Origin of the sequence: Variovorax sp. J22R115 (genome assembly GCF_030317005.1) — a bacterium.
In the GTDB taxonomy this organism is placed as follows: Bacteria; Pseudomonadota; Gammaproteobacteria; order Burkholderiales; family Burkholderiaceae_C; genus Variovorax.
Map to the genome: position 1 here is coordinate 167,568 of NZ_JASZYM010000014.1, position 12,482 is coordinate 180,049.

Annotated in this window: 9 protein-coding genes; all 9 read left to right on the forward strand. The window is 65.1% G+C overall.

The window, feature by feature from the left end:
- The first annotated feature begins 356 nt into the window (after positions 1–356).
- The 9 genes from QTI04_RS24495 (at position 357) to QTI04_RS24535 (ending at position 12,477) form a co-directional block, all read left to right on the forward strand.
- Positions 357–3,401 (forward strand): Rne/Rng family ribonuclease, encoded by a 3,045-nt coding sequence (locus QTI04_RS24495; RefSeq protein WP_286617851.1) that lies wholly within the window; start codon positions 357–359, stop codon positions 3,399–3,401.
- Positions 3,402–3,908: 507 nt separating this feature from the next.
- Entirely contained in the window at positions 3,909–4,631 is a 723-nt protein-coding gene (locus QTI04_RS24500) for a sugar transferase (protein ID WP_286599396.1), read from the forward strand.
- Positions 4,628–6,055, forward strand: a complete 1,428-nt coding sequence (locus tag QTI04_RS24505) for a mannose-1-phosphate guanylyltransferase/mannose-6-phosphate isomerase (protein ID WP_286599395.1) — start codon at positions 4,628–4,630, stop codon at positions 6,053–6,055. The genes QTI04_RS24500 and QTI04_RS24505 overlap by 4 nt, the downstream gene beginning before the upstream one ends.
- Before the next feature lie 40 nt (positions 6,056–6,095).
- The gene (locus tag QTI04_RS24510) at positions 6,096–7,061 is read left to right on the forward strand and encodes a GDP-L-fucose synthase (RefSeq protein WP_286599393.1); all 966 of its coding nucleotides are present in this window, start codon (positions 6,096–6,098) and stop codon (positions 7,059–7,061) included.
- A gap of 32 nt (positions 7,062–7,093) precedes the next feature.
- Positions 7,094–8,071 carry a hypothetical protein gene (locus QTI04_RS24515; protein ID WP_286617852.1) on the forward strand — a complete coding sequence of 326 codons (978 nt, stop codon included), beginning with the start codon at positions 7,094–7,096 and terminating at the stop codon, positions 8,069–8,071.
- On the forward strand, positions 8,068–8,730 hold the full coding sequence (locus QTI04_RS24520; RefSeq protein WP_286617853.1) for a hypothetical protein: 663 nt from the start codon (positions 8,068–8,070) through the stop codon (positions 8,728–8,730). The genes QTI04_RS24515 and QTI04_RS24520 overlap by 4 nt, the downstream gene beginning before the upstream one ends.
- Positions 8,727–9,914 (forward strand): glycosyltransferase, encoded by a 1,188-nt coding sequence (locus QTI04_RS24525; protein WP_286617854.1) that lies wholly within the window; start codon positions 8,727–8,729, stop codon positions 9,912–9,914. Before QTI04_RS24520 ends, QTI04_RS24525 begins: the two co-directional genes overlap by 4 nt.
- Complete coding sequence (locus tag QTI04_RS24530; protein WP_286617855.1) at positions 9,911–11,260, forward strand: hypothetical protein; 1,350 nt, start codon at positions 9,911–9,913, stop codon at positions 11,258–11,260. Before QTI04_RS24525 ends, QTI04_RS24530 begins: the two co-directional genes overlap by 4 nt.
- On the forward strand, positions 11,257–12,477 hold the full coding sequence (locus QTI04_RS24535) for a glycosyltransferase (RefSeq protein ID WP_286617856.1): 1,221 nt from the start codon (positions 11,257–11,259) through the stop codon (positions 12,475–12,477). The genes QTI04_RS24530 and QTI04_RS24535 overlap by 4 nt, the downstream gene beginning before the upstream one ends.
- The last annotated feature ends 5 nt before the right edge of the window (positions 12,478–12,482 follow it).

Below are 12,482 nucleotides of genomic sequence, written 5' to 3' on the forward strand. Positions count from 1 at the left end.
GCTACAAGCTGCCGGCGGATCGAAGCGAGTACCTTGTGTTGATGCTACTGATTCAACTGCTCCTGCGCTGGCTGCCGCCAGCGAGATCAGGCATTGAATCGCCAGCAGAGCGCGCCACCATTGCGCCAATAGCTATAAAAAATATAGCAAGTCAACACCACATCGGGCTCGCGCCCATCCACGCGCCCCCACCCCGTCTGCCATCGACTTGATACTCGAGGTGGTTGTCCGCGCTTGCGCGGCGGCCATGGCAGCCAGGGCACAGAGGCAATTCCTTCGTTTCGCGCGACGTCGTCCGTGCATCGTTAGGTCCGTCACGGACCGGTAGAACGACAGAAATAGAAGGACAACGCATCATGAAGCGGATGCTGATCAACGCCACGCAGGCTGAAGAACGCCGCCTGGCCATCGTCGACGGACAAAAGCTCCTCGACTACGAAATCGAGATCGAAGGGCGCGAACAGCGCAAGGGCAACATCTACAAGGCCGTGGTGACGCGCGTCGAGCCGTCGCTGGAAGCCTGCTTCGTCGACTACGGCGAAGACCGCCACGGCTTCCTGCCGTTCAAGGAAATCTCCAAGCAGTACTTCGCGGAAGGCGTCTCGGCCAGCCAGGCCCGGATCCAGGATGCAATCAGGGAAGGCCAGGAACTGGTCGTCCAGGTCGAGAAAGAAGAGCGTGGCAACAAGGGCGCGGCCCTCACCACCTTCATTTCGCTGGCCGGCCGCTACGTCGTGCTGATGCCGAACAACCCGCGCGGCGGCGGTGTCAGCCGGCGCATCGAAGGCGACGACCGCGCCGAACTCAAGGAGGCGATGGACCAGCTCGAATACCCCAAGGGTATGAGCATCATCGCCCGCACCGCAGGCATCGGCCGCTCCGCGCCCGAACTGCAGTGGGACCTGAACTACCTGCTCAAGCTCTGGACCGCCATCGACGGCGCAGCCAAGGGCGGCAAGGGCGCCTTCCTGATCTACCAGGAATCCTCGCTGGTCATCCGCGCGATCCGTGACTACTTCAATCACGACATCGGCGACATCCTGATCGACACCGACGACATCTACGACCAGGCACAGCAGTTCATGGCGCACGTGATGCCGGAACATGCCGCCCGCGTGAAGCGCTATCGGGACGACGCTGCGCTATTCAGCCGCTTCCAGATCGAGCACCAGATCGAATCGGCCTACGCTCGCACCGTGCAACTGCCTAGCGGCGGCGCGATCGTGATCGACCACACCGAAGCACTGGTTTCCGTCGATGTGAACTCGGCGCGAGCCATCAAGGGCGGCGACATCGAGGAAACCGCGACCCGCACCAACCTCGAAGCCGCCGACGAAGTCGCGCGCCAGATGCGCCTGCGTGACCTGGGCGGCCTGATCGTCATCGACTTCATCGACATGGACGAGTCGAAGAACCGCCGCGAAGTCGAAAGCCGCCTGCGAGATGCCCTGCGCCAAGACCGCGCCCGCGTCCAGTTCGGCTCGATCAGCAAGTTCGGCCTCATGGAAATGAGCCGCCAGCGCCTGAAGCCAGCGCTGAGCGAGGGCTCGTCGATCCCCTGCCCCCGTTGCGGCGGCTCGGGCCACATCCGGGACACCGAATCGAGCGCGCTGCAGATCCTGCGCATCATTCAGGAAGAGTCGATGAAGGACAACACGGCCGCAGTGCATGTGCAGGTGCCGGTGGAAGTGGCCTCCTTCCTGTTGAACGAGAAGCGCCCCGAGATCGCCAAGATCGAGCTCAAGCAGCGCGTGACCGTGCTGATGGTGCCCAACAAGACGCTCGAAACCCCCAACTACAAGCTGGAACGGCTCAAGCACGACGATCCACGGCTCGACCACATCGAAGCCAGCTACAAGATGGCCGACGAGATCGAGGACCCGACCTCCGTCACGCGCCGCTCGCAGGAGCCGACCAACAAGCAGACCCCGGTGATCAAGGGGGTGCTACCCGATGCACCGGCGCCAATCGCCGTGCCGAAGCCCGAGACGGTGCGCCCGCCTGTGGCCGCACCGGCACCCACGACGACGGCTACGGCCGCGCCTGCGGTGGCCAAGTCGGCCGAAACCGGCTTTTTCGGCTGGATCAAGCGCCTGTTCGGTGCAGAGCCGGCGCCGGCGCCTGCCCCCGTCGCCATTCCCATCGAGGCACCGAAGCCGCGCCGTGAAGGACGTGGCGGGCGTGACGGCGAAGCTCCGCGAACCGCTCGCGAAGGCGAACAGCGCCGCGGTGGACGCGGCGAAGGACGTGGTGGCCGCGACGGCGATCGCCGCGGGGCTCGCTCCGGCGAGCGTCGTGAGGGCGAGCGCCGCGAAGGACGTGAAACTCGTAGCGAAGCACGCAATGACGGCCAGGTGCGTGAGCCGCGTGAGCCCCGTGACACCCGCGCGCCTCGCGAAGGCGAGCGCCGTGGACGCGGTGAACGCCGTGACGGCGAAGCGCGCCAGTTGCCGGCCGAGGCGACCGACATTCAACTTGACGCACAAGCGATCGCCTCGAACGCCGGCGACGAAGCGGCTACGCCTTCGGAACGCGCACCGCGCGGTCGCGGCGAACGTCGGGAGCGCGGTGAGCGCGGTGAGCGTGGGGAACGCGGCGAGCGCAACACTGACGCCCAGCGCGAACGCAATGGCGAGACCACCGGCGAGACTAACGTCCAAGCTTCGCAAGGTGATGCTCCGGCCGAACGCGGCCAGCGCAACGGTCGCGAAGAGCGCGCACCCCGTGGCGAGCGCAACGAAGGACGCCGCGAGCGTCGCAACGAAGGCACCCCCCGGTCTGACGAGGCATCGGTGGAAGCTCAAGCTCAAGCGGTCGACGCCAACGCATCCACGGGTGCCGGCGCGATCGGCGAAGGCCAAGGTCCCGATGCCGCAACGCGCCGCGACGGCGAAGAGCGCCGCGGCCGGTCGCGGGACCGCTACGGCCGCGATCGCCGCGAGCGCAGCCCCCGCGACGACGCTGATGTGAATCAGCCTGCTCCGGCTGCCCCCGTGACCGCCCAGGCGGACGACGCGCTTCAGGTCGAGGCACCGCCTGTCATGGCGCGCCCTGAGCGCGTCGCAGCCCCTGTGGCGGCGCCCATCGTCGTGGAGGCGAAAACCGCCGCCTCCTCCCGGGCTCTTCCGAAGATTCAGCCCTTCGAACTACCGCTGGACGAACTCGCCCAGGTGGCGGAAGGCTCCGGCCTGCATTGGGTCAATTCGGACGCTGAACGCGTCGCACAGGTTCGCGCTGCGATCGCGGCGGAACCCAAGCCGGTGCACGTGCCGCGCGAACGCCCGCCGGCGATCGTGATCGACGAAGGTCCGCTGGTGCTGGTCGAGACCCGCCGCGACCTCGGCTCGATGGTCCTGCCTTTCGAGCAGCAGCCCGGACAGGACGCAAGCGCCCGTCACTGAGGCGCAAGGGGAGGCGCCTCGCCTCCCCTTTCTCATTTGATCTGAAGAGCCGGCTCGCACGAGCCTCGCGGCACCCGGTTGCCGCAGCCATCCTGAAGACTGGAAGGTCTCCGCCAGCGCCCGCGGGACCCTTTCCTTCACATTCGCGCACCAACGGCCTACTTTGGCTCGCAATCTCGGCGAGAAGATGCTGCGTTGCCCATCGGAAACATCCGTGCTTTCGTGACAAATCGCCAAACGGCGTATGCAAACAACACCCCCAGAGCGTTTAACGTTAACATGTTGTCATACAAAAGGATTACACTTTGGGTGGATATGTTGCAGTGCATCAAAGTGGGCCAGGCAGATACCTACAGAGGAGAAGACCTAGGCCGTTTGGCGGAAGATGTACGGCTTTTGTTGACATCACAGCGGCCGCAGCATATGTTCAAATTCTTGCTAATAGTAGTAAAGCGTTACACTGCCGCGCTCTTGATTGAGGCAGCACCCGTTACGGGGGATTTTTAAATGTTTCGTTCAGACTCGACCGCACATGGCAACGTGGTCCGACGCTTCCCCCCGGAAGGTGGTGGCCCTCCTTCGCCCCCCATTTACGCGCAACCGCGCAAGCTCAACCTCGCCGAACGCGTCACGAAGCGGACCTTTGACATCGTGGGCGCGCTGGTCTTCTTCGTCGTTTTCGGACCCCTCTATTTGCTGGTCGCGCTGGGCGTTGCAGTCAGCATGGGGCGGCCGGTCCACTTCTGGCAAAACCGCCTCGGAGAACGAGGCCAACGGTTTCGCTTCTACAAGTTCCGCTCGATGGTCCGCAATTCCGAGGACGTGCTGGACGAATTCCTGAGCCGCAACGACATGGCGCGCACCGAATGGGACACCTTTCAGAAGCTGGAAAAGGATCCGCGGATTACGCCGATCGGCCAGTTCATCCGCAAGCTGAGTCTCGACGAGCTCCCCCAGTTCTGGAATGTGCTCAAGGGCGACATGAGCATCGTGGGGCCCCGCCCCTGCATGGAGCGCCAGCGCAGTCTCTACGGCAAGGGTTGGGAGCACTATTGCGCGATGCGTCCCGGCATCACGGGGCTGTGGCAGGTCAGCGGACGCAATCGCTTGTCGTACGCCCGCCGCGTCGAACTGGATGTGGAATACGTCAGCAACTGGTCCCTATGGCTCGACATCAAGATCCTCGTGAGGACGGTCCGCGCCGTCACCACGGGGGAGGGCTCGCGATGACTCAGATCCAGCCCGTCGTCCTGTGTGGAGGCAGCGGCACAAGACTGTGGCCGCTGTCGCGCAAGACCCTTCCCAAGCAATTCGTTCCACTGGTCGGCAACAAAAGCCTTCTCCTGCTCACACTCGAGCGGTTGCGGCAGCTCAACACCGAGGTGACCTGCGTCGCGGCTGAAGAGCATCGCTTTCTCGTCCAGGAAGGCATCGACGCAGCCCAGGTGAGCGGCAAGCAACTGCTGGAGCCGGTGGCACGGAACACGGCCGCTGCGATGGCCGCGACCGCGCTGCTGACCGACCCCGAACGCCTGCTGCTCTTCGCGCCTGCCGACCATCACATCCCGGATTCGGAGCGCTTCGTCGCCACGATCCTCAAAGGCATCCCTGCCGCGCTGGCGGGTTATCTCGTGACCTTCGGCGTCGAGCCGACGTTCCCGAGCACGGCCTACGGCTACATCCGTCAGGGCGACAAGCTCGACGCGGCACTGGGCGAAGAAGCTGGCCACGCGGTCGCTGCCTTCATCGAGAAGCCGGATGCAGCCCGTGCCGAACAGTTGCTACTGGAAGGCGGAAACCTCTGGAATGCCGGGATTCTTCTCGTGCAGGCCAAGGTGCTGATCGCGGCGCTTCAGGAGCACGCGAGCGACATCCTGGACGCCTGCAAGCTTGCGACTGCAACGATCGACGCTGACGGCGATTTCATGCGCATGGACGGCGCTGCCTTCGGGCGCTGCCGCAGCCAAAGCATCGACTACGCGGTGCTCGAAAAATGCGCTCGCGTCGCGGTCATTCCCTTCCAGGGCCGGTGGAGCGATGTGGGCAGCTGGAATGCCGTCGCCGACCTGCACGACACCGATGCCAACGGCAACCGCATCAGCGGCCACGGCTTCGCGATGAGCGCCACCAACACCTTCATCCATGCGCCCGGCCGCCCGGTCGTGGCCCTGGGCACCAAGGATCTGCTGGTTGTCGACACGCCCGATGCGCTCCTGGTCGTGCACAACGAATGCGCAGAGCAGGTCAAGGACGTGGTCGCCTTGCTGACCACGCACGGCCACAGCCAGGCGACGCGGCATCGGCGCGTTCCAAGGCCGTGGGGCGCCTACGACAGCATCGACGACGGCGAACGTTTCGCCGTCAAGCGCCTGACGGTCAAGCCCGGCGCGCGACTGGCGCTGCGCATGCACCACCACCGCGCCGAACACTGGGTCGTCGTCCAGGGCACGGCCAAGGTGACCTGCGACGACAAGGCGCAGCTCGTCAAGGAAAACGAATCGATCTACATCCCCGTGGGTGCGATCTACCGGCTGGAGAACGCCGGCAAGACCACCCTGGAAGTGATCGAGGTCCAGACCGGTGGATACCTCGGCGAAGACGACATCGTGCGTCTCGACGACGCCCCTTCCGCAGGCGAAAGAAAACTCGCCTGATCGACCTCTCCCATCAACCTCAAGCCAGCGCGGTAGTTCAATGAACGAGTTTCAGAAGCGAATCTTCGTGGCGGGGCACCGCGGCATGGTTGGGAGCGCGATCGTGCGGTGCCTGGCCGAGAAGGGTTACACCCACATCGTGTCCAGGACCCATGCGGAGCTCGACCTGACCGACCAGGCCCAGGTGCGCGCCTTCTTTGCCGAGGAACGGCCCCAGGAGGTCTATGTGGCTGCCGCGAAAGTGGGCGGCATTCACGCCAACAACAGCTATCCGGCCGAGTTCATCTACTCGAACCTGATGGTCGAGGCGAACCTGATCCACGAGTCCTGGCGCACGGGCGTGAGCAAGCTGCTCTTCCTGGGTTCGAGCTGCATCTATCCGCGGCTGGCCCCGCAGCCCATGGCCGAAGACGCGCTGCTGACCGGCAAGCTGGAACCCACCAACGAGCCCTATGCGGTTGCGAAGATCGCCGGCATCAAGCTCTGCGAGAGCTACAACCGGCAGTACGGCTGCGACTTCCGCAGCGTGATGCCGACCAACCTGTATGGGCCGGGCGACAACTATCACCCCGAGAACAGCCACGTGCTGCCGGCGATGATCCGTCGCTTCCACGAAGCGAAGCTCAGCGACGCACCCTCGGTGGTCATCTGGGGCACGGGCTCACCGAAGCGGGAGTTCCTCTATGTCGACGACATGGCAAGGGCCTGCGTGCACGTCATGGACCTTCCGCGGAACACCTATGCGGCCCATACGGACGTCATGGCCAGCCACATCAACGTCGGCAGCGGTGAAGACCTTTCGATCGCCGAACTTGCACAGACGGTGAGCGACGTGGTGGGCTACCGCGGCGCGATCCACTTCGACACCAGCAAGCCGGACGGAGCGCCGCGCAAGCTGCTCGATATTTCCTGCATCCGCGAACTCGGCTGGAAGCCGAGGGTTTCCCTGCGCGCGGGAATTGTGCTCGCGTACGAAGATTTCTGCAGCGAAGAACTTGTCGCTTGAGGGGCGCGCCCCTCCCCGTCGTGATGTCGAGCATGCACGCAGCCTCCATTTCCCTCATCCCGCCGGGCACCGGCGGCGTGCGGGACTACGCGACGACCGTCGGAGGCCCACTCCACACGCCGCTGCTGGAGCTGACGCCCACGACGGACACCTCAACCCTGTCCGGCGATTTCCTGCTGCTGCATTTCAGCGGCTACGGATTCGAGAAGCGCGGCGTGCCGGTCTGGCTGGTCCGGAAGGTCCGCAGCCTGCGCACCCAGTTCAAGGCCTTCGGAATCGTGTTTCACGAACTCTTCGCGCCGGCGGGTTCTCCGCTGGGTTCGGCGTTCTGGCTCAACGGCTATCAGAAGCGGATCGCCAAGCAACTGCTCGTGCTCTCCGATTTCTGGCTCACCAATCGGGAAGAGTCCGGCCGTTGGCTGCTGAATCAATCCCAGGCCGCGCCTCATCGCGTGCTTCCGGTGTTTTCCAACGTGGGCGAGCCTCCTGCGGTCGATCTGGACAGGGAACCTCGGCTGGTCGTCTTCGGCAGCTCCGGGGTGCGGGCCAATGTCTATCAATGGGGCGACGGCGAGATCTTCCGCTGCGCCAAGCGAAAAGGACTCGAGATCCACGACATCGGGCCGGCCATGTCCGACGGCGTGCTGGCACAGCGCCTCGCGCAGGAAGGTGTCGTCACGCATGGAAAGCTGTCGGCCGAGGATGTCAGCCGCGCACTGTCCAGCGCGACCTATGGCGCCCTGTCGTATCCGACGGACTACGTCTCCAAGAGCGGCGTCTTCGCCGCATACAGCGCCCATGGCATCTGCCCCATCCTGCTCTGGCAGGACTACGGGGCGCACGACGGCCTGACGGCGAACGTTCACTACGCGGCCGGTTTCGATGCGTTGGAGGCGTCCGACATCGATTCGCGCTCCGTCGGACTCGCCGCGCGCCAGTGGTATGAGCCACACTGCGTGAATGCCCATGTCACCGCGCTTCGCACGCTGATCTCCGAGGCTCGAAGGTGAACGACATCCGCTTTCTCTGGATCTCGCGCGAGCGCCCCGAACGAGGGTCGCGGCGCTGGCTCGTGGTGTGGGCGAAGCGGGCCCTGAACTTCCGCGCCTTGCTGAAGATCCTGAGGAATCGCCGCCACTTTCGCGCGCGCGGCGTCGAGGTGGGCGCGCTGTCCATCCTCGACCGCTTCGACCTCAAGGGACCGGCCTCGAACCTGCGCGTCGGCGAGCACACCTTCATCTCGGGCTCGACGGAGATCGTCGCGCTCGACACCGTCACCATCGGCTCGCGCGTCGTCATCAACGACCGGGTCACCATCCTGACCGCCAGCCACCATGTGGGAGACCCGGGCTGGCGGCTCTTCAAGAAGCCGATCCACATCGAGGACTACGCATGGATCGCCGTCGGCGCGACGATCCTGCCCGGCGTCAGGATCGGCTATGGCGCCGTCGTCGGCGCGGGCGCGGTGGTCGCAAAGGATGTCCCCCCGCTCGCGGTAGCCACGGGCAACCCCGCAACGATCCGGCTGAACGCCCGTCCGCCCGATCTTTGCTACGACCCCGTTTCGCTGCTTCCCGCCTACGAGGCGTGGACCGGTCACGACAAGGGAATCCGCCCGCCGGCGACGCCGCCTCTGCAGGGCGAGGCGGGCTCAGGACCACGACCATGACCATGAAATCCATCCTCGTCACCCATCCCGGGCTGCAGCACTCGCACCAGCTCGCCCTGGCCCTCCATGAGAGGTCGCTGCTGCAGTCCTTCTGGTCTGGCGTGCCCGTGGCCGCGCAAGGCGAGCCGCCGCCATGGTGGCTGCCGGGAAAATACCGACAGAAGGTTCGCCACGTCGATATTCCGGCGGCGCTGCGCCGTCATCCGGCGCGCTTCCAGGTTGCGTTGCGCGTGGCGGGTTCGATGAGCCATAGCCGGACAAGCTCCGACACGACGCATCGCATCTTCCATTGGTTCGATGCATGGGCCGCCCGGCACATCCTGAGGTTCAAGCCGAAGGTTGTGGTCGCTTATGAAAACGCGGCATATCACACCTTCAAGGCCGCTAAGGCGATCGGCGCGCGGTGCGTGCTGGATGCCGCCGCGTTCCACCACCGGACATTGATCGAGCTGTACGCCGACCCCAACACGCCCTACACGCCCGAGATCAACCGGCGCAAGGACGAAGAGGTCGAGATGGCCGACCTGATCCTCACCTGCTCGCCGCTGGCGGCGGAAAGCTACGTGAGGAACGGCGTCGCGCGCGATAAGCTGCGCCCCCTGCTGCTGGGCGCTGAACCGCCTGCCCAGGTCCCGACCTGGCAGCCGCACCAGGGCAGCCCGCGGTTCGTTTACGCGGGCACGCTGAGCCGCCGCAAGTCGGCCGACCTGATCACCGACGCGTTCCAGCGGCTGCATGCGGAAGGCCTCTCGTACGACCTGGAATTCATGGGCGGCATCAGCGAGCCGAGCCTCGGGGACGCGATCGCGGCGACACCCAATGCACGCCACAGGCCCCATGCGCCGCAGAAGGAGCTGTACGCGGTACTGGCCCAGGCGGACTGCCTGCTGCTGCCCTCCCGTTCAGAGTCCTTCGGCATGGTCGTCGCCGAAGCCATGGCCTGCGGCACGCCGGCCATCGTGTCGACGAATACTGGCGCCAAGGCACTGGTCGAGGCCAACCCGGGAAGCGGCTGGATCGTCGAACCCAACGTGGACGCACTCTGCGCCACGGTGCGCCAGCTCATCCAGAACCCCCAACTGCTGCAGGCGGCGCGGCCGGCCGCGATGCAATCGGGGCAGGCCTTCTCATGGGCCAACTACCGCTCCCGCGCAGGCCAGCTCCTGGAGGAGTTCGTGCAATGAGCACCACCGCGGCGCACTTTCCACGCACGTTGAGCCATCGCACCTCGCTGAGTCGTGCCGGCTATGCGTTCATCGCGGTCTTCCTGATCGTGGTGCTGGAGGGGGCGGTCCGCAAGTGGGTGCTTTCGTCGGCGACCTTGCCGCTGATCTTGGTGCGCGATCTGATCGCGATCTACGTGATCTTCTACGCGTGGAACAGCGGGGCCCTGCGGCGGCAGAAACGCGTCACCACACCGCTGCTGGGATGGTCGTGCGTGGTCGTGGGATGGGGCCTGCTGCAACTCGTCGGTGGAGAGAGTTCACCAACAGTACTGCTGATCGGCCTGCGCTTCTGGCTGCTCTACATCTGGTTCGGCGTCGCGGCGGCTGCGGCGATGACCGAAGCCGACTACCGCGCTGCCATTCTGGTGGCGGCCGGCACCCTTCTCGTGATGGCGCCGCTCTCGGTGCTGCAGCACTTTTCGCCGCCGGGCGCGCGCATCAATGCGCAGACGGAAAGTACAGACGAGGAAGGGGTTTTCGTCGCCGTGGCCGGCGTGGTCCGCACGACGGGGACGTTCAGTTTCACGCTCGGCTACACCACCTTCATCGCGCTCCTGGCGCCTCTCGTCCTCGCGCTCGTCGGCGCGAGGAAGAGGACCCGGCTGCAGTTCTTGTTCGTGACGGCAGTCTTCGGGTGCTTGGTCGTCGCCAGCGTGGTCAGCGGCTCACGCGCTGCCGTTATCTACTCGGGGCTGATGGTGGCAACCTACTTTGCGGGAAGGCTCTGGCTGGCGAAGGGCAAGGGGAAAGTCAGGGCGGCCATTGCCATCTTCTTCGGCATGATCCTGGTGGCATTGCTCCTCTACGCGTTCAGCGGTGCCATCGAAGTCACCGGCCAGCGATTCGAGCAGGCCTCTGAGGTCGAGGATTTCTGGGAGCGACTGCTCCACATCTTCATCGGAGAGCCGTACACCTACGATAAGATCACTTGGCTCGGGTACGGGCTCGGCCTGGGCTCCAACCTGGCCACCTATGTGCGCACCGGCGACTCCACCTACTTTGCGCTGGCCGAAGTCGAGGCTAGCCGGATCCTGCTGGAAGGCGGCCTCATCGGCTACCTGTTCACGGCGCTCAAGCTCGTGGTCCTGTCCATCGGCGTCGGCAAGAGCGTGCGCCTCGCCTACAGGCAACGCTCCGTGTACCCGATTCTGCTCTGGATGACCGTGTCTCTGGCCATCCTCACATGGTCGGCAGTGGGCCAGATCTCCGCCCATGGGCTGCTGGGCCTCCTGCTGGCTTTCGGGTTGCTCGTCTTCAGGTTCCCGAAGATGGAATTCTTCCCCCCTCGAAGCGCGGCGACGTGAGGCTCCTTCACCTGATCACGTCGGTGGACCCGCGTGGAGGCGGCCCGATCGAGGGCGTCCTGAGAATCCACGAAGCGCTCGTCGGCCTGGGCCATGGCAGCGAACTCCTGTCTCTGGACGATCCCTCGGCGCAGTTCGTGCACGACTGTCCGGCGCCGATCCATGCGCTGGGGCCATCTTCCACCAGCTATCACTACAACCGGAACGTCGTCGGCTGGCTGCGCGAGCATGCGTCCGACTATGACGCCGTGATCGTCAACGGCCTCTGGCAGTATCCCGGCTTCGCCACATGGCGGGCGCTGGGCCAGTCCGTCACGCCCTACTTCGTCTACACGCACGGGATGCTCGATCCGTGGTTCAAGCGGCGCTATCCGCTCAAGCACCTGAAGAAGTGGCTGTACTGGCCCTGGGGCGAATACCGGGTGCTGCGCGATGCGGCCGCGGTGATCTTCACCTGCGAGGAGGAACGCGTGCTGGCGCGCCAATCCTTCTGGCTGTATCGCGCGCGGGAAGTCGTGGGCTCCTACGGCACCTCATCTCCGCCATCGAATGCGCGGGAACTGGCGTCTACCTTCCTGTCGGCGTTCCCCGAGCTGAAGGACAAGCGCCTGCTGCTCTATCTTGGCCGCGTCCACGAAAAGAAGGGTGGCGACCTGCTGGTCGAAGCGTTTGCCCGCGTGCTGGGTGACAGTCCGGACCTGCGGCTCGTGATGGCCGGCCCCGGCGAGGAAGCTCTCGTGCAGCAGCTCAAGAGCCGCGCCGAGCAATTGGGCATCGCGTCGCACATCACATGGACGGGGATGCTGGCCGGCGACATGAAATGGGGCGCCTTCTACGCCGCCGACGCCTTCTGCCTGCCCTCTCACCAGGAAAACTTCGGCATCGCCGTGGTGGAAGCGCTTGCCTGCGGCAAGCCGGTCCTGATCAGCGACAAAGTGAACATCTGGCGCGAGATCGCCGAAGACGGCGCGGGTCTGGTCGGCGACGACACGCTCGAAGCGACCGTCGACACCCTGCAACGCTGGCTGGCGCTGCCGCGTTCGGAAGTAGCTGCCATGCGCATCGCGGCGCTGCGCTGCTTTCAATATCGCTTTCAGGTCAGGCAGGTCGCCGAGACACTCGTCCAGATCATCGGAGACCATTCTCCCGGGGCCTCGCGCTTCGGCCCACTTCAAGGTCCGCAAAGCGCGCCGAGCCGGCGCCACAACACTGTCTGAAGGCC